Source organism: Kitasatospora purpeofusca (assembly GCF_042691725.1).
GTDB classification, from domain to species: Bacteria; Actinomycetota; Actinomycetes; order Streptomycetales; family Streptomycetaceae; genus Kitasatospora; species Kitasatospora purpeofusca_B.
On record NZ_CP170483.1, the window covers coordinates 2,460,409 to 2,476,742 of the forward strand.

Below are 16,334 nucleotides of genomic sequence, written 5' to 3' on the forward strand. Positions count from 1 at the left end.
CAGAGTTGCTGTCCGTACCCCGGCATTCTCGCAGCAACCCCCGACAGCCCGCCCCGCCGCGCCACCCCGGGCGTGGCGCGCGGCCTCCCGCGGGCGCGCTCAGTAGCCGTCGTCGACGGTGCGGTCCGGAGCGCCGTTGGGAGCGAGCCCGATCAGCACGGTCTCCTTCTCCTTCACCAGCCTGATCCGGTCCGGAGCGTCCCAGGTGACCTCGGGCCTGTCGTGCCAGTCGCCGTTGACGTACGCGAGGTGCCAACGGCGCTTTCCCAGACCGGAGCCCTCGTCCACCGAGACGATCCAGTACGGATCGATCATCGCGTACCCCTCCTCGACCACCAGGCGACGGTCCGTCCGCTCCGGCGCCGCCTCGGAGCGGATCGTCCGCTCACTGTCGGTCAGCAGCGATCCGAAGAACACCCAGACGAGCGCGGCGCCCAGCAGGAACGTGCCCGTGACACCACCCAGCACGATCCTGGCCCACAGGTTCCACCGCGCGGTCAGGACGCCGACGAAGAGCAGCGCGAGCACCAACGTGCCGAACAGCGCCGGGTGGTCCAGCCATCGGCGCAGCACCAGGAACCCACCGGAGCCGCTGTTCGCCCGGCCGAGGACGGCGGCTCCCGCCAGCGCCGCCGCGAGCCCGAGCGCCCCCCGTGAAACCCAACGCCTCCGCGAAGTACTCATATTCTCACCCTGGTGTTCGAAATCCGCCTGAGCGCAGGGCCCGTCGCGGCGTACAGTGCCGGGCATGTGCGCAGCCGCTCGGACGCCCGACCACCTGCACGACGACGACCACCTGCACGACCGTCTGCACGACGAAGAACCCACCATCGACACCAGCCTGGTGCGGCGGCTGATCGCCGCCCAGTTCCCGCAGTGGAAGGGCCTGCCGCTCTCGTCGGTCGGGCTCACGGCCACGGACAACGCGATGTTCCGGCTCGGCCCCGAACTCGCCGTCCGCCTCCCCCGGGCCGCCTGGGCGGCCGGGAACCTGGGGCGCGAGCAGTACTGGCTCCCCCGCCTCGCCCGGCACCTGCCGGTGCCCGTCCCCGCGCCGGTCGGTCACGGCCGGCCGACCGTCGGCTACCCGTGGGACTGGTCGGTGCTGCGCTGGCTGGACGGCGCGACCCCGGCCGCCGGATCGCTCCCGAACCCCGTCCAACTCGCCCACGACCTCGCCGAGTTCGTCACCAGGCTGCGTTCCGTCGAGCCGGGCCCGGACGCCCCCGCCGCACTGCGCGCCGGGCCGCTGGCCGGCCGCGACGCCGCCACCCGGGCCGCCATCGGACGGCTGCGCGGGGTGATCGACACCGAGACGGCGACCGCCCTGTGGGACAAGGCCCTGCGGCTGCCCGAGCCCGCCGGGCCGGCCCGCTGGGTGCACGGCGACCTCACCCCGGGCAACCTGCTGGTCACCGGCCAACGCCTGAGCGCCGTCCTGGACTTCGGCCTGCTGGGCGTCGGCGACCCGACCGTCGACCTGCTCCCGGCCTGGAGCCTGCTGCCGGCCACCGCCCGCCCGGCCTTCCGCACCGCCCTGGCCGTCGACGACGCCACCTGGGAACGCGGCCGCGCCTGGGCGCTGTCCCTCGCGCTCGTCCAACTGCCGTACTACCGCACCACCAACCCGCCGCTGGCCGCCAACGCCCGGTATGTCGTCAAGGAGATCCTGTCGGACCGCAGCGTGTGAGCGCGCGTACGGGCGGTCGTACGAGCGCGCGGCGGCGTCAGGACTGGACGTAGCGGGTCGCCTCGGCGGCCCCCGGCGGCAGCGGGGTGCGGGCCGCCTCGGACTGCCAGGCGCCGGCCAGTTCGGCCGGGAAGCGGCGGCCGCTGCGGGTCAGCACCAGCCCGGGCGTCAGCTCGACCTCGTCACCCGGGCGGAACGGCCGGTCGCCGCCCGGCGGGAGCCGCTCCCACGGGCCCAGGTGGCCGCGCCGCCCGGCCTCGCGCATCCGGCTGCCGTACGTGCTGGTGTCCCGCACCGTCACCGCGCCGCCGCGCACCGAGACCGTCAGGTGCCGGCGGCTGACCAGGGCCGCCCGCTCGACCGGCAGCAGGCCGAGCAGCGCGATGCCGGGCCCGTCCGGCCCGGGTGCCCGGCCGACCGCCGTCCGCGAGCCCTCGTCCAGCGTGTACCGGGCCACGCACTCCCCGTCCAGCACCACCTTGACCTGCGCGGCGCCGGGCCGGGCCCCGTCGTCGAGCAGCGGCGTCCCGTGCAGTTCGCAGGTCGGCACGCCCCGGCGCATCCGCGGCAGCATCACCCGCCCGCCGCGGTGCACGCTGTACAGGGCGCACCGCGCCTCCGGGCAGCGCCACGCCCGTCCGACCACCTCGACCAGCGGTTTGCGGGCGGCCGTCAGCAGGCCCTGCTTCTTGAGCGCCGACAGCTCCATCTTCTTGGAGATCTCCGCACCCGTCCGGTACCCCATGTCGAGCGGCACCAGCCGCACCACCCCGCGCCCGGCCGCCTCGGGCCGCAGGAACTGCCAGGTGTTGCCCTGGATCCACGGGTGCTCGATCCGGTGGTCGTCGTAGTAGTCGGCGGTGACCACCTGGATCCCGGTCATGCCGGCGATCTCCAGCACCCGCTCGTCGGCGTCCGGCACCTCCTCCACCAGCCCCTCGGCCACCCACCGCGCCAGCGTCCGGGCGTCCGCCTCCTCGGCGAACTCCCGCCGCCCGCCCAGCAGGCTGCGGTCGGCCACGCAGTACACCGCCACGTGCCGGTCCCCGGTCAGCCGCACCAGCGCCTCCACCACCAGCCCCAGCCGGTGCAGCGAACGCGGCGCCGACCCGCCGAGGTCGGTCCGCCGGACGACGTTGGAGAGCTCGACCAGGTAGTCGGCCCGGTCCGCGGACGTGGCGAGGTTGCGGTCGAGGGCGCGGTCGAGCGCGCGGTCGGGGCGGTGCTGCTCCACGGGGCCTCCGCACGGTCTGCGCGCACGGGACGAGCCGGACGGCCCTCCCGACGTCGCGTCACATCCGTTCCATCATCACCCATCGACCGAACGGCAGGAGGCCGGTCCCCGGCACCGGCCCCAGTAGGGTGCGAACATGACACGTCATCTCGAATTCGAGGGTCCGTACAACTTCCGCGACCTGGGCGGCTATCCGGCCTCCGACGGGCAAGCGGTCCGCTGGGGCCTGCTGTACCGCTCGTCCTCGCTCGGCAGGCTCACCTCGGCCACCGACCTCGAACGGTTCCGGGCGCTGGACATCGGCACCGTGATCGACCTGCGCTACCCGTGGGAGATCGAGCGCAGGGGGCGGATACCGGAGCTGGACGGCGTCGCGTACCACAACCTCTCGATCGAGCACCGGCCGTACGACCAGGCCGAGATCGATCCGGGGCTCGACCCCTGGCGGTACCTGGCGGACCGGTTCGCCGAGGTGGCCGAGGACGGGGCGGCGGAGATCCGCACCGTCCTGGAGCTGATCGCCGGGGCCGAGCGGCCGGTGGTGTTCCACTGCGCCGCCGGCAAGGACCGCACCGGGCTGATCGCCGCCCTGGTGCTCACCCTGCTCGGCGTCGGCGAGGACGACGTGGCCGCCGACTTCGCGCTCACCGAACTCGTCACCAACCGGCTGGTGGCCGACTGGCGCGCCGCCAACCCGGGGCGCACCCTGCGCTGGCCCGCCTTCGGGCGCGCGCCGGAGGAGGTGATCCGGCTCGCGCTCGCGGACCTGGCCGCCGCCCACGGCTCGGTGCACGCCTATGCCACCGGCAAGATCGGTCTCGACGGGGCGCTGGTCGGCCGGCTGCGGGCCCGGCTGCTCACGGCGTAGCCCGGCGGCGACGAGAACCGGCCAGCGCCTCACCGGAACGACAATCGCATGAAAAAGAAATCGATCGACCGGTGAATCAGAATCGGGCAGGGCTGATCGATATTCGACCTTGAAATCCCGGCCACGGGAAATTCCGGAGAATGTCGATCAGCCCCTTGCCAAACCCCGGCGCCTCGGCCTCACCACGCCGAATGGCCGAAAAAAATAGTGCTGGGCACCTGTTCGTGCACGCTAAGGTCATTTCCGCGGCGGCTCGGCCGATCGGGTGAACGCGACCGTTCGGGTCGAACCTCCGCTCGTTTCCTTTTGCCTGCATGACCCCGCCCGTACGGCGGTGTCACCGAAACGATCGGACGGACTGTGCACGCAAAGAACCCCGCCGACCGCCCCCGCCGCATCGACCGCACGCTCGTCCGAGGCGTCCTGGTCGCCGCCGCGCTGCTCGGCTTCGCCGGCGCCGGCCCCGCCCTCGCCGAAGGCTCCTGGACGTCCTACATCAGCAACTGGGGGCCCGGCTCGGAGTCCCGCCGCTGGGAGGACAGCGACCGCGACGACGTCGCCACCTCCGTCACCTTCCAGGGCTGCGTGACCGGCAACAACGACTTCAAGGACGCCGACCTCCAGATCTACAAGGACGTCTTCGGCCCCGACAAGGCCTACGGCCACCGCACCAACCACTGCGACACCTCCAGTTGGGGCGACCAGAGCTCCGGCACCTACTACTTCATGCTCGAGGGCGTGCGCAGCGGCGCCAAGCTCTGGGTGGACACCGTCACCACCCGGTACTGACCCCGCCCCCGCCCGCCCCCAGACCCTCGCCCCGGCCGTGGTTCCGGCGGACGCCCCCCGTCCGCCGGTACCCCCGCACCCGTTCCGAGCGAAATGCGTCGACCCCGCCATGGCCCTTGAATTCCACCGCATCGACTTCCAGTACAGCCGGAAGGCGCTCCTGTTCACCGGTCTCGATCTGCGGATCGACCATCCGGCCACCGTCCTGCTCGGCCCCAACGGCGCCGGGAAGTCCACCCTCATGGCGATCGCCGCCTCGCAGCTGAGCCCGCACCGGGGGCTCGTCACCTGGCACGGCGTCAACCCGGCGGCGGGCGGCGGCGACCGGGCCGCCTACCGGCGCGCGGTGGCCTGGCTGCCCCAGCAGATCACCACCGTCCCCGGGCTCACCGTGCGCGAACAGGTCGCCTACTGCGGCTGGTTGAAGGGCATGTCGCGCACCGCGGCCTGGCGGGCCTCGGCCGGCGCGCTCGCCCGGGTCGGCCTCTCCGGGCTCGCCGACCGGGCCGGCCACCAGCTCTCCGGCGGCCAGCTGCGCCGGATGGGCATCGCCGGCTGCCTCGCCCACCACAGCGAGCTGATCCTGATGGACGAGCCCACGGCCGGGCTCGACCCCGCCCAGCGGGCGGTGTTCCGGTCCCTCGTCGAGGAGTTGACGGGCGAGGTGAACGTCCTCGTCTCCACCCACCAGACCGAGGACCTCGCCGCGACCTACCGGCACGTGGTGGTGCTGGACCGCGGCCGGGTCCGGTTCCAGGGCGCCACCGAGGAGTTCCACGCCCTCGCGGCCGGCGGCCGGATCCCCGGGGCGGGCGGCGGGGTCGGCGGCGGATCCGGCGGGGCCGGTGACGGGGCCGGCGGGGCCGGCGGGCCCGGCGGCGGGTCCGGCACGCCGAGCGCCGAGGCCGCGTACGCGCGCCTGATCGAACGGGAGACGTGACCATGCTGCTGCGCACCGTTCTGCGGGTCTCGGCCGGCACCCGGATGCTGCCGTTCCTGCTCGGCTTCGTCCTGGTCGCGCTCGGCGACGAGCTGACCGCCTGGGTCACCCCGGCGTACGGGCTCGCCGCCGCCGGGCACGCCAGCCTCGCGCTGCCGTTCGCCTGCGCGGCCTGCGCGGCCTGCGGCGCCTGGGAGGGCGGGCGGCTGCAGCGCGGCGGCGTGTTCGGCCGCTCGCCGGTCCGCTCCGCGCCGGCCATCACCGCGCCAGTGCTGCTGCCGGTCGCCGCGATGGGCGGGCTGGGCATGGCCGCCGCGCTCGGCACCGCGGTGCTGGCCGGCGGCACCGTGGACGGCGTCCCGCAGCCCGGCCTGTTCGCCGTCTGGGCCGGACTGCTGCTCGCCAACACCCTGGTCGGCTCGGTCGTCGGGCGGGTGCTGGCACCGGTGGTCGCCGTGCCGCTCGCGCTGGTCAGCAGCTTCGTGCTGAACGCCTACCCCGCCGCCTTCGACACCTACTGGCCGCGGCACCTGGTCGGCGGCGGGCTCTCCGACTGCTGCGCCGTGGACCAGGTGCTGGACGGGCGGGCAGTGGCCGGCTCGCTGGTCTTCTCCGGCGCGGTCTGCGCGGCCGCCGTCCTGCTGATCCGCCGGCGCGGCACCCCGCTCGCCGTCGCCGCCGCGCTGGCCGTCACGGCGGGCGGTGTCGCGGCGGGCGGCTGGACCGCCCGCGACCTCGGCCCCGAACCGGTGCGCGCCCGCTCCGCCGCCGCGCTGGTCTGCGACGACGGACGACCGCGCGTCTGCCTCTGGCCGGAGCTCGGCGGCGACCGCTCGGCGATGGTCCGCACCGAGGTCCGGCAGGTCGCCGCGACCCTGGCCGGGCGCGGCGTCGCCGTCCCGGAGGGGTTCACCATGGCCGCCCGGCCCGGACCGGGCGAGGCCAAGCTCGGTGTCCCGACCGACGCCCTGGCGCGGGACGTCGCCCCCGCCGTGGTCGGCGGCCTGCTCCCGCGGGCCCCGGACTGCGCCCGCCGCGGCGACCCCTACCCGGCCGCGGCCGCCGTCGGCACGGCCACCGCCTGGCTCACCGCCCGGGCCGGGCCGGACGGCGCCACCGTGCCCCCGGCCGGGATCGGCGGCCGCTTCACCGAGGAGGACGCGGCCCGCGCCGCCCGGCTGGTCCGGCTGCCCGAGGAGACCCAGCTCGCCTGGTACCGCGCCACCGCCACGGCCCTGGCCGACTGCGGCACCCTGCCCCCGCCGCTCCCGTACGCCGGGGCGGCCGCCGGAGGGGGGACGCGGTGATCTGGTGGTGCAAGGCGCGCGCGGTGCCGGTGCTCGTGGCCGTCCTCGCCGCGACCCTCGCCGTCGGCCTGCTCCTCGGGGACGGCGAGCTGCCGGTGCCCGCCCTGCGCGGACAGGCCGGGCACTTCCTCCTCGCGCACGTGATCACCCTGCTCCCGGCGGTGTTCCTGCTGTACGGGCTGGGCCGGGGCGACCTGCGGACCGAATCCGTCGCCGGACGGCACCTGCGCGGCCTGGACGTCGGGCTCGCGCTCGCCCTCGCGGCCGCCGGGACGACCTGCGGCGGCCTCGCCTACGCGGCCGGCCAAGGGGCGCTCGCCCTGGTCCTGGCCCGCAACATCGCCGGGTACCTCGGCCTGGCGCTGCTGGCCCACCCGCTGGTCGGCCACCGCCCGGCGGCCGCCGCGCTCGCCGCCGTCCCGCTGCTCTGCTCGGCGGCGGGCTGGTACCCGGACGGCCATCCGCGACCGTGGGCCTGGCCGCTGCACCCGGCCGGCTCCCCGGCCGCGCTGGCCGCCGTCGGCCTGCTGCTGCTCACCGGCACGGCCTGCGCCCTGCGCGGCCGGCACCCGCCCGCCGCGTCACGCCTCCTGGCCGGCTGAGCGCCGCCCTCGGCGGGCGCCGCGTCGCTGCGGCTCAGCGGCTCAGCGGCGCCGGGGGCGGCCCGAGCGGGCGCCGCCCTGGGGCCTGCGGGGCGCGCGGGAGGCGCCGCCGGGGGCCGCCGCGGCCTCGGCCGTGTCGGGCCAGTGGGCGGGGCGCTTCAGCGCCGCCGGGAGGCGGGTGGCCGCGTCGCCGCGGGCCGCGTTGAGCTGCGTCTGGGTCAGGAACAGCGCGTCGGTGAGGTCGGCGCCGGCCAGGTCGGCGTCCCGCAGGTCCGCGCCGACCAGATCGGCGAGCCGCAGGTCCGCCCCGGCCAGGTCCGCCGCGACCAGCAGCGCACCCCGCAGATTGGCCCCGCGCAGGTCCGCTCCGCGCAGCCGGGCCCCGAACAGGTCCGCACCCCGGTGCTCGCGTCGGCGCGGGACAGCCGCCCGGACCAGCTCGCTCGCCCTGAGCAGCAGCTCGGCCACCGCCTGCCGGTGCGCGGGCACGTCGACCGCCAGGATCTCCTCCGGCGTGCCCGCGGCCAGCCGCTCGGTCTCCTCCAGCACCCGGCGCAGCTCGTCGTGCACGCTGCGGGCCGGGGCGAAGGTGAGCGCCTCGACGAGGTACCGGAGCAGCTCGTGCAGCTGCCGCACCACCGGGAACACCTCGAACATCGTCCCGGCGCTCTCCGGCGCCTCGCGCCAGCTGCGCCCGCCGAAGGTGACCTGGGAGACGTGCTGGCCGGCCCCGAAGCAGTCGTACACCGTGCAGCCGGGGAAGCCGCTGTCGCGCAGCCGCTCGTGGATGCCGCAGGTGAAGTCCGTCTGCAGATTGCGGCAGGCGGTGCCGGCGGCCTTGTTCACCGCGAAGTCGCTGCCGGCGGCGAACGGCAGCGCGACGCAGCACAGCCCGAAGCAGTTCCCGCAGTCGGAGACGAGGTTGAGGCTCGGGACGCTCACGATGCTGTTGTTCCTCCGGGGACGACGATGCGGTGTGGTGCTGCGGCCGTGCGGTGGCGCGGTGGTGCGGTGCGACGGCGGTGCAGCTGTAGAGCGTACCGACAGCCCGGAGCGGACGTCGGTTAGTGTGGTCGGCCGAGCGCGAGCGGCACCGAAGCACGTGCGGCACAGCACCAGCGGAGGAACCAACGCATGTCCCGGCACGACGTGGCGCCGTACCCGGACACCGAGGGCACCGCGGCGCCCGCCACCGGACGGCCGCCCGCCCTCCGCCTCCCGCCCCGCGCCCGCACCGTCGCGTTCACCCTGCTCTGCTTCGCGGTCTGCCTGGCGATCGGCGCCCAGCAGTGGACCACCCTGCAGCTCGGCGGCTTCGACCTCGGGATCTTCGACCAGGGCGTGCGCGGCTACGCGCACTTCGGCCTGCCGGTGTCGACGCTGAAGAGCTTCCACCACGAGTTCCCGCCCGGCTTCTCGCTCCTCGGCGACCACTTCTCCCCCGTGATCGCGCTGATGGCACCGCTCTACTGGCTCTGGGACGACCCCCGCTCGCTGCTCCTCGGCCAGGCGCTCTGCTTCGCCGCCGGCGTGCCGCTGATCCGCCGGATCACCGACCGCTGCTTCGCCGGCGCCGACCCCCGCACCGCCCGCCGCGCCGCCGACCTGGCCGCGCTCGCCTACGGGCTGGGCTGGCCGCTCCTGGTGGCCTCCCGCGGCGGGTTCCACGAGGTGGCGTTCGCCGTGCCGCTCACGCTGCTGATGCTGGAGCGCGGGATGGCCCGGCAGTACTGGGCGTCCGCGCTGGCCGGCCTGCTGCTGTGCTGCACCAAGGAGGACATGGGCCTGGTGGTCGGCGCGTACGGCCTGGTGCTGCTGCTGCGGGCGCGCCGGGAGCCGGACGCCGACCGTCGCCGCCCCGCCGTCCGCTGGGGGCTGGGCCTGCTGCTCGGCGGCCCGCTCGCGGCGGCGGTGGCGATCGCGAAGCTGGTCCCGGCGATGGGCGGGGTACCCGGCTACTACTGGAACTACCAGGCGCTCGGCGAGGACGGCGGCTCGGCGGTCGCCAACGTCCTGGCCGACCCGACCCTCCTGGTCTCGGCGTTCTTCGACGCCCCGCTGAAGCCGCTGCTGCTGCTCTGGATCTTCGGCACCCTGTTCCTCCTGCCGCTGCGCTCCGCGACCGTGCTCCTGGCCGTCCCGCTGCTCGCCGAGCGGGTGCTCTCCAGCAACCCCAACCACTGGTCGATCGCCCGGCACTACGACGCGTTCCTCTGGCCGATCCTGCTGGTCGCCGCGGTGGAGGTGCTGGGCCGCTGCCACGACCGCGCCCTGACCCGGCGGCTCGGCGTGGCGGCGGCCGCCCTGACCGTCGCGGCCGCGCTGCCGCTCGGGGTGGCGAACCTGTTCGTGCCGGCCTACTGGCAGCCGAAGGCGAGCGAGGCGGCGCTGCTGCGCGGCGCGGCGCTGGTCCCGGACGGCGCCTCCGTCGAGGCCGACAACCAGGCGGCGCCGCGGCTGACCGCCCGCGCGGACGTGGTGCTGGTCGACGAGAAGCCGCGCGGGCGCGCGTACGTGCTGATCCGCGCCGACAAGCGGTCCTTCCCGTTCCGGACCGACCGGGAGCAGGCGGCCCGGATCGAGCTGCTGCTGGCGCACGGGTACCGGACGGTCTGGTCGGAGGACGGCGTGTACCTGCTGCACCGGGAGGGCACCGAGCCGATCCCGGGCGAGCACGTGCCCGGCCCGGACACCACCCCGTACCAGGACGAGGTGCCGTCGGACGTGGGCCGCAACCTCTTCCGCGGCTGACGCCCGCTGACGCCCGCCGCCCCGCGGCCGCCCCTCAGCCCTGGTACGGCAGCAGCTCCGCGCGCTTGGGCGGGCGGCCGTCGCCGGAGGAGCGGCCGGTGAGGCGGCGGCCGATCCACGGGCCGAGGTGGGTGCGGGCCCAGCGGGCGTCGGCGGCCAGCCGCTCGCCGCGGGTCGGCGGCGCGGCGACCGGCAGCGGGGCGCGCCAGTCGAAGCCGGCGGGGCGGCCGAGCGCCTCCAGGACGGCCTCGGCGACCCGGCGGTGCCCCTCGGGCGAGAGGTGGAGCCGGTCCTCCGCCCAGAGCCGGCGGTCGTCGAAGCAGGGCGCGGAGAAGAGGTCGACCACGGCGACGCCCGGATCCTGGGCGAGCTCGTGCACGAAGGCCTTCATCCGCAGGATCGCCGGGAGCAGCCGGGCCGAGCCGGCCATCCGGCGGGTCGGGTCGGTGCTGGTGAACATGACCACGGTGGCGCCGGTGGCGCGCAGCCGGGTGGCGGAGGCGCCGAGCAGTTCCTCGACCCGGGCGACCTCGCAGCGCGGTCGCAGCACGTCGTTGAGCCCGCCGGCCAGGGTGACCAGCTCGGCGCCCAAGGCGGCGGCGGTCTCCACCTGCTCGTCGTGGATCTGGCCGATGAGCTTGCCGCGGACGGCGAGGTTGGCGTACCGGAAGGCGCCGGCCGGGTGGTCGGCGGCGAGCCGGGCGGCGACGCGGTCGGCCCAGCCCCGGAAGTGGCCGTCCGACAGCAGCTCGTCGCACATGCCCTCGGTGAAGGAGTCCCCGACGGCGACGTAACTGCGGAAGGCGGCGAGCGTGTTCTCCGTGTTCTCCGTGTTCTCCATGGCCCGACGATCGTACGCGCGCGGCCTGCGGCGGGATCCGGCACCCTCGGGCGCACGCCGCGCTACCCCGCGGAACCCCGCCGGCCCCGGATCAACGGCCACGGATCAACGGCCACGGCAATCGGGCGCCGATCCTCCGTTCATCGGCGCCGGGCAGAGTGGTGCACGTCGGCGGCGCTGCCCGACGGATCCAGGACCGGTCACGGGGGAACCGGTCCCGGAGTACCGGGCGCGCCGCCGACCGCGTCCTCCCGACCGCGTCCTCCCAGCCGCCTCCCCCCGGCCGGTCAGACCCCCGCCGTCTCCTCCACCGCGCCGGTGACCCAGTGCGTTCGCACGGCATCGGTCGGCCGCTGCTCCCCCAGCGCGTCGAGCCCCCAGACGCCGAGCGCCGCCACGACCGGCCGCAGCGCGGCGCCGCGCCCGGTCAGCTCGTAGACGGTGGCGTTGGCCGGCCGCTCGAGGCGGCGCCGCTCGACCACGCCCTCGCTCTCCAACTGCTTGAGCCGCGCGGCGAGGATGTCGGTGGAGACGCCGGGCAGGTCGGCGTGCAGGTCGGTGTAGCGGCGCGGACCGGCCAGGAGTTCACGGACGATCAGGAGGCTCCAGCGCTCCCCCACCGCGTCCAGGGCGCGGGCGACGGCGCAGTACTGGTCGTAGCTTCGGCGTGACATGTGGATCAGCATAGCCAAAAGGTTGGACTTTCCAAGTGCCTACTTGGTAGAACAAAGCGACCAGGATCGACGCGGGGTGACGGTCGGGAGGCCACCGATGGAGTTTCGGCAGTCCAGCAAGCTGAATGGCGTGTGTTACGAGATCCGCGGCCCGGTGGTCGACCAGGCCAACGCGCTGGAGGAGGCCGGGCACAGCGTGCTCCGGCTGAACACCGGCAACCCGGCCACGTTCGGCTTCGAGGCGCCGGAGGAGATCCTCCAGGACATCATCCGCAACCTCCCCCGGGCGCACGGCTACAGCGACTCGCGGGGCATCCTGCCGGCCCGCCGCGCGGTCGTGCAGTACTACCAGCAGCGCGGCGTCGACGGCGTGACCGTCAACGACGTCTACCTCGGCAACGGCGTCTCCGAGCTGATCCAGATGGCCGTCACCGCCCTGGTGGACGACGGCGACGAGGTGCTCGTCCCGATGCCCGACTACCCGCTGTGGACGGCGGTGGTCCGGCTGGCCGGCGGCAAGGCGGTGCACTACGCCTGCGACGAGGAGGCGGACTGGTTCCCCGACCTCGACGACATCGCCGCGAAGATCACCGCCCGCACCAAGGCGATCGTGGTCATCAATCCCAACAACCCCACCGGCGCGGTCTACCCGAAGGAACTGCTGGAGGGCATCCTCGACCTCGCCCGCCGCCACCAGCTGATGGTGCTGGCCGACGAGATCTACGACAAGATCCTCTACGACGGCGTCGAGCACCACTGCCTGGCCGCCCTGGCCGACGACGTGCTCACCCTCACCTTCAACGGCCTCTCGAAGTCCTACCGGGTGGCCGGCTTCCGCAGCGGCTGGCTGGTCGTCTCCGGCCCCAAGCAGCACGCGAGCGACTACCTGGAGGGCCTCACCATGCTCTCCGGCATGCGGCTGTGCCCCAACGTGCCCTCCCAGTACGCCGTCCAGGCCGCGCTCGGCGGCCACCAGTCCATCAACGACCTGGTCCTGCCCGGCGGCCGCCTCACCGAACAGCGCGACGTCGCCTTCCGCGCCCTCAACGAGATCCCCGGCGTCAGCTGCGTCAAGCCCCGCGGCGCGCTCTACGCCTTCGCCAAACTCGACCCGGCCGTCCACCGCATCGTCGACGACGAGCGCTTCGTCCTGGACCTCCTGCTCCGCGAGAAGATCCACGTCGTCCAGGGCACCGGCTTCAACTGGCCCCGCCCCGACCACTTCCGCTTCGTCACCCTCCCCCGCGCCGACGACCTGGAGACGGCCATCAACCGCATCGGCCGCTTCCTCGCCACCTACCGCCAGACCTGAGCCCCGCCCTGCAGGAGCCCCCGCAGATCGGACCCTGCGGGGGGTAATGTGGGTGATGTGGATTGATTTGCCACGTCACCAACGAAGGGGCAAAGATGAGCATGACCAACGTCGATGTCGACGATGCGATCCTCGCGGAGGCCATGCGCTTGATGGGGACCAGCACGAAGAAGGAGACCATCAACGGAGCCCTCGCCGACTACGTCAACCGACTCAGGCGGCTGGAGGCCCTGGAGAAGCTGTCCGCCCGCGCGGCCCGCGGCGAGTTCGACCCGACCGAGCGGATCCACCAGGCCCGAAAGGCCGGCGGGGAGGAATAGCGGATGAGCGACATGGGCTACCTGATCGACACCTCGGGGTTCGTCCAGCTGATGCGCGACCCGAAGACTCTCGACCGGTGGCGGGCCCCGCTGGAGTCCGGACTCATCAGAATCGCCAAGGTGACCAAGGCGGAGATCCTCTACTCGGCCACCGGCCCAGCTCACCGCGATGAGCTGGAGGAGGAACTCAACGACCTCTTCGGCCCGGCGCTCGGCCTCCCGAAGGGCGGCGAGGACTGGGCGCTCAACGCCCAGTACAAGCTGACCCAGAAGGGGCAACACCGTTCGGCCGGTACGGTGGACCTGCTGCTCTGCTCCGTCGCGGTGCACCACAACTACCCGGTGCTGCACGTGGACAGCGACTTCGCCACCGTCGCCCGGGTGATCACCGAGTTCAGGGAACGAGACGTCCGCGAACCGTGATCCGGATTCGGCGATCGGCCCCCGCAGGCGGTGCCTGCGGGGGCCGATCGCGTGCGGGGAGGGGGGCTACCAGCCCCAGCCGCCGCCCCGGCCGTCGTCGTCGTGGTCGCTGTCCCAGCCCTCGCCGACCTTGCGCAGGACGGTGTAGTGGTCGACCCGGGTGCCGTCCTCCGCCAGGGCGGTGACGGTCATCTCGGACTTCCGGCCCAGGTGGGCGGGCTTCACGTCGACCTTGATGAAGGAGTAGCCGGTGTAGCGGACCCGCGACCACTCGACCTTCTCGGTGACCTTGCCGCCGCCCTTGGCGAAGTAGTAGGTGTCCACCGAGTCGAGGCGGTTCTCGTGGCCCTCGTAGGTGTCCGGGGCGTCGAACCTGTAGAGGCTGCGGCCGGCCGCGCCCGCCGTCACGTACACCACGCCGTCCTCGGCGGGCTCGACGGCGGCGCCGCTCGGCACCGCCTTGGAGACCTTGTTGCCGAGGATCGCGTCGGTGCGCTCGTACACGTGGTTGTGACCGTTGATCACCAGGTCGACCCGGTACTTCTCGAACAGCGGCACCCAGGCCTCCCGCACCCCGCCCTCGGAGGCGTGCTGGTGGGTGGTGGAGAAGGCGCAGTGGTGGAAGAAGACCACGACGAAGTCGATCGTCTCGTCGCCCCGCAGGTCCTTCAGGGTGCGCTCCAGCCAGCGGGTCTGCCGGCCCGCCGAGACGCCCAGGTTCGCCGGGATCTCGTAGGAGACGTCGTTGGCGTCCAGCGAGATGACGCCGACGTTCTTGTAGCGGAAGGAGTAGACGCCCGGGACGCTGCGCTTGTCCGGGCCGTTGTCCGGCAGGTAGAAGCGGGCGTTCTCGCCGCCGTAGCCGTTCGGCGAGTACCAGGCCTCCATGTCGTGGTTGCCGTAGGCGACCATCCACGGCACCTTCGAGGCCACCGTCTCGGTCTGCACCAGGAAGGCGTCCCAGGTGGTGGCGTTGAACACCGACTTGTCGGAGTCCTGGCCGGAGCCCGCCGGGTCGGCGTAGCAGATGTCGCCGGCGTGCAGGTGGAAGGCCGGGTTCTGGGCCAGGATGATGTGGTCGTTGCCCTTGGCGTGGTCGCTGACGCCCTGGTCGCCGAAGGCGGTGAAGGTGAACGGCTCGTACACCTTGCCCCAGCGGTGCTCGCGCGAGGGCGCGGTGCGGAAGGTGCCGAGGGTGGAGACGGCCTGCTGCGAGGCCGGGTCGAAGCCCTGGTGGCCGACACCGTAGTAGTAGGTGGTGTCGGGGTGCAGGTCCTCCAGCGCCACGTGCAGGTAGTACTGGTCCACCGGTTGGCCGGTGGGGGTGAGCGCCGGCGTGTGCAGGGTGCGCACCTCCGCCTCGATCCGGTGGCTGAGGTCCCACGGGTTCTTGCCGTAGCGCAGGAACGGCCGCTTCACCGGGGCCGGTACCTGCCAGGAGACCCGGAACTGGGTGTCCGGCTCGGGGCCGAAGGAGAGGTGACGCCCGATCGGGGCGACCAGCGAGCCGTCGACGCCCGCGGCGGCGCCGCCGGCCAGCAGCTGCGGCGAGGCCGGGGCGGCCGAGGCGGTGCCGCTGCCCAGGGCACCGCCCACGGCCAGCGCGCCCACCGAGACGGCGCCGGCGCGCAGCATCCGGCGGCGGGAGAAGCGGGCCCGCAGGTACTCGTGCTGCTCGGCCATGCTCATGCGTTCGGCGAGCTTCACCGGCACGCCCATGTTCGGAGTTTCCATGGGCGGGACTCTTCCAGGAACGTGTTGACCCGACACGGACACGCGGTGAACGCGCCCGGGCGCGCCGGTCAGTCGAACGCCAATGTTCGACCATGCCTCGGCAAAGCCGTACGCAGGCGAAACGCGCCACCCGGGCCCGGGGACCGGTGCCGCGACCGGGGCTGGCAGGATCATCCACCATGGCCCGGATCCTGATCTACCGTCGCAACCTCCGCTTCCCGCACGCCTCGGTCGTCGACGGCACCCGCGCCCTGGGCGAACTGGGCGAACGGCACGGCTTCACCGTCGACGCCAGCGAGGACCCGGCCGTCTTCCGGCCCGCCGCCCTGCGCCGGTACGCCGCCGTGGTGTTCCTCTCCACCGGCGGCCCGGTGCTCGACGAGGCCGGGCAGGACGCGCTGCGCGCCCACCTGACCGCCGGTCACGGCTGGCTGGGCGTGCACGCGGCGTCCAGTACGGCGTACGAGTGGCCGTGGTTCGAGGGCCTGGTCGGCGCCCGGTTCGACCGCCACCCGGCGATCCAGACCGCGCCCGTGCGGGTCGCCGACGCCGACCACCCGGCCACCGCCCACCTGCCGGCCCGCTGGGAGTGGACCGACGAGTGGTACGACTTCCGCTCCGACCCGCGCGAACGCGGCGCCCGCGTGCTGCTCACCGTGGACGAGGCCGACTACACGGGGGCCGCCATGGGCCTGGCCGACCGTCATCCGCTCGCCTGGTGCGGAGAGTACGACGGCGCGCCGACCTTCTACACCGCGCTCGGCCACGCGCCCGAGGCGTACGCGGACCGGGCCTTCCGCGGCCACCTGCTGGGGGGCCTGCGCCACGTGCTCGGCTGAGCGAACGGGA

General features: G+C 74.1%; 16 protein-coding genes and 1 pseudogene. 11 read left to right on the plus strand and 6 right to left on the minus strand.

Annotation, left to right across the window (positions count from 1 at the left end; all coding sequences use genetic code 11):
• Window positions 1-99 precede the first annotated feature (99 nt).
• On the minus strand, window positions 100-684 hold the full coding sequence (locus ACFCLZ_RS10065) for a hypothetical protein (RefSeq protein WP_380284478.1): 585 nt from the start codon (window positions 682-684) through the stop codon (window positions 100-102).
• A gap of 64 nt (window positions 685-748) precedes the next feature.
• On the opposite strand from ACFCLZ_RS10065, the gene ACFCLZ_RS10070 reads away from it, so the two are divergent.
• Window positions 749-1,690 carry an aminoglycoside phosphotransferase family protein gene (locus tag ACFCLZ_RS10070; RefSeq protein ID WP_380284479.1) on the plus strand — a complete coding sequence of 314 codons (942 nt, stop codon included), beginning with the start codon at window positions 749-751 and terminating at the stop codon, window positions 1,688-1,690.
• Between the two features lie 37 nt (window positions 1,691-1,727).
• On the opposite strand, the gene ACFCLZ_RS10075 is transcribed toward ACFCLZ_RS10070, so the two are convergent.
• Window positions 1,728-2,924: an FHA domain-containing protein gene (locus ACFCLZ_RS10075; protein ID WP_380284480.1), complete on the minus strand. Its 1,197-nt coding sequence runs from the start codon at window positions 2,922-2,924 to the stop codon at window positions 1,728-1,730.
• Between the two features lie 136 nt (window positions 2,925-3,060).
• On the opposite strand from ACFCLZ_RS10075, the gene ACFCLZ_RS10080 reads away from it, so the two are divergent.
• The 5 genes from ACFCLZ_RS10080 (at window position 3,061) to ACFCLZ_RS10100 (ending at window position 7,430) form a co-directional block, all read left to right on the plus strand.
• Window positions 3,061-3,792 (plus strand): tyrosine-protein phosphatase, encoded by a 732-nt coding sequence (locus tag ACFCLZ_RS10080; protein ID WP_380284481.1) that lies wholly within the window; start codon window positions 3,061-3,063, stop codon window positions 3,790-3,792.
• A 360-nt stretch (window positions 3,793-4,152) separates the two neighbouring features.
• Window positions 4,153-4,581, plus strand: coding sequence for a hypothetical protein (locus ACFCLZ_RS10085; protein ID WP_380284482.1), 429 nt, complete (start codon window positions 4,153-4,155; stop codon window positions 4,579-4,581).
• 109 nt (window positions 4,582-4,690) lie between these two features.
• A complete protein-coding gene (locus ACFCLZ_RS10090; RefSeq protein WP_380284483.1) occupies window positions 4,691-5,521 on the plus strand; it encodes an ATP-binding cassette domain-containing protein in 831 nt (276 codons plus the stop codon).
• A gap of 2 nt (window positions 5,522-5,523) precedes the next feature.
• Window positions 5,524-6,828: a hypothetical protein gene (locus ACFCLZ_RS10095; RefSeq protein ID WP_380284484.1), complete on the plus strand. Its 1,305-nt coding sequence runs from the start codon at window positions 5,524-5,526 to the stop codon at window positions 6,826-6,828.
• Window positions 6,829-6,851: 23 nt separating this feature from the next.
• Window positions 6,852-7,430, plus strand: a complete 579-nt coding sequence (locus tag ACFCLZ_RS10100) for a hypothetical protein (RefSeq protein WP_380284485.1) — start codon at window positions 6,852-6,854, stop codon at window positions 7,428-7,430.
• Between the two features lie 42 nt (window positions 7,431-7,472).
• Here the strand turns inward: ACFCLZ_RS10100 and ACFCLZ_RS10105 are convergent, their stop codons facing one another.
• Complete coding sequence (locus tag ACFCLZ_RS10105) at window positions 7,473-8,372, minus strand: pentapeptide repeat-containing protein (protein WP_380284486.1); 900 nt, start codon at window positions 8,370-8,372, stop codon at window positions 7,473-7,475.
• Window positions 8,373-8,564: 192 nt separating this feature from the next.
• On the opposite strand from ACFCLZ_RS10105, the gene ACFCLZ_RS10110 reads away from it, so the two are divergent.
• The gene (locus ACFCLZ_RS10110) at window positions 8,565-10,181 is read left to right on the plus strand and encodes a DUF2079 domain-containing protein (RefSeq protein WP_380284487.1); all 1,617 of its coding nucleotides are present in this window, start codon (window positions 8,565-8,567) and stop codon (window positions 10,179-10,181) included.
• Window positions 10,182-10,215: 34 nt separating this feature from the next.
• Here ACFCLZ_RS10110 and ACFCLZ_RS10115 read toward each other — a convergent pair whose 3' ends face one another.
• Entirely contained in the window at window positions 10,216-11,022 is an 807-nt protein-coding gene (locus ACFCLZ_RS10115; RefSeq protein WP_380284488.1) for an SGNH/GDSL hydrolase family protein, read from the minus strand.
• A 323-nt stretch (window positions 11,023-11,345) separates the two neighbouring features.
• Window positions 11,346-11,696 (minus strand): annotated as a pseudogene (locus ACFCLZ_RS10120) (winged helix-turn-helix transcriptional regulator); the annotation flags it as partial.
• A 97-nt stretch (window positions 11,697-11,793) separates the two neighbouring features.
• Between ACFCLZ_RS10120 and ACFCLZ_RS10125 the strand changes: the two are divergent.
• The 3 genes from ACFCLZ_RS10125 to ACFCLZ_RS10135 all read left to right on the plus strand — a co-directional run bounded on the left by ACFCLZ_RS10125 (window position 11,794) and on the right by ACFCLZ_RS10135 (window position 13,751).
• A complete protein-coding gene (locus ACFCLZ_RS10125) occupies window positions 11,794-13,008 on the plus strand; it encodes a pyridoxal phosphate-dependent aminotransferase (protein ID WP_380284489.1) in 1,215 nt (404 codons plus the stop codon).
• 95 nt (window positions 13,009-13,103) lie between these two features.
• Entirely contained in the window at window positions 13,104-13,328 is a 225-nt protein-coding gene (locus ACFCLZ_RS10130) for a type II toxin-antitoxin system VapB family antitoxin (RefSeq protein WP_380284490.1), read from the plus strand.
• 3 nt (window positions 13,329-13,331) lie between these two features.
• Window positions 13,332-13,751, plus strand: coding sequence for a PIN domain-containing protein (locus ACFCLZ_RS10135; RefSeq protein ID WP_380284491.1), 420 nt, complete (start codon window positions 13,332-13,334; stop codon window positions 13,749-13,751).
• Between the two features lie 66 nt (window positions 13,752-13,817).
• On the opposite strand, the gene ACFCLZ_RS10140 is transcribed toward ACFCLZ_RS10135, so the two are convergent.
• Entirely contained in the window at window positions 13,818-15,485 is a 1,668-nt protein-coding gene (locus ACFCLZ_RS10140) for a fibronectin type III domain-containing protein (RefSeq protein ID WP_380284492.1), read from the minus strand.
• A 179-nt stretch (window positions 15,486-15,664) separates the two neighbouring features.
• On the opposite strand from ACFCLZ_RS10140, the gene ACFCLZ_RS10145 reads away from it, so the two are divergent.
• Window positions 15,665-16,324, plus strand: a complete 660-nt coding sequence (locus tag ACFCLZ_RS10145) for a ThuA domain-containing protein (RefSeq protein WP_380284493.1) — start codon at window positions 15,665-15,667, stop codon at window positions 16,322-16,324.
• Window positions 16,325-16,334: the final 10 nt, after the last annotated feature.

Excerpts from the sequence above, each read along its gene's own strand:
- ACFCLZ_RS10135 (WP_380284491.1), top strand. The coding sequence starts at position 13,332 with ATGAGCGACATGGGCTACCTGATCGACACCTCGGGGTTCGTCCAGCTG.
- ACFCLZ_RS10145 (WP_380284493.1), top strand. The coding sequence starts at position 15,665 with ATGGCCCGGATCCTGATCTACCGTCGCAACCTCCGCTTCCCGCACGCC.
- ACFCLZ_RS10125 (WP_380284489.1), top strand. The coding sequence starts at position 11,794 with ATGGAGTTTCGGCAGTCCAGCAAGCTGAATGGCGTGTGTTACGAGATC.
- ACFCLZ_RS10070 (WP_380284479.1), top strand. The coding sequence starts at position 749 with ATGTGCGCAGCCGCTCGGACGCCCGACCACCTGCACGACGACGACCAC.
- ACFCLZ_RS10110 (WP_380284487.1), top strand. The coding sequence starts at position 8,565 with ATGTCCCGGCACGACGTGGCGCCGTACCCGGACACCGAGGGCACCGCG.
- ACFCLZ_RS10115 (WP_380284488.1), bottom strand. The coding sequence starts at position 11,022 with ATGGAGAACACGGAGAACACGGAGAACACGCTCGCCGCCTTCCGCAGT.
- ACFCLZ_RS10090 (WP_380284483.1), top strand. The coding sequence starts at position 4,691 with ATGGCCCTTGAATTCCACCGCATCGACTTCCAGTACAGCCGGAAGGCG.
- ACFCLZ_RS10140 (WP_380284492.1), bottom strand. The coding sequence starts at position 15,485 with ATGGAAACTCCGAACATGGGCGTGCCGGTGAAGCTCGCCGAACGCATG.
- ACFCLZ_RS10130 (WP_380284490.1), top strand. The coding sequence starts at position 13,104 with ATGAGCATGACCAACGTCGATGTCGACGATGCGATCCTCGCGGAGGCC.
- ACFCLZ_RS10080 (WP_380284481.1), top strand. The coding sequence starts at position 3,061 with ATGACACGTCATCTCGAATTCGAGGGTCCGTACAACTTCCGCGACCTG.
- ACFCLZ_RS10065 (WP_380284478.1), bottom strand. The coding sequence starts at position 684 with ATGAGTACTTCGCGGAGGCGTTGGGTTTCACGGGGGGCGCTCGGGCTC.
- ACFCLZ_RS10095 (WP_380284484.1), top strand. The coding sequence starts at position 5,524 with ATGCTGCTGCGCACCGTTCTGCGGGTCTCGGCCGGCACCCGGATGCTG.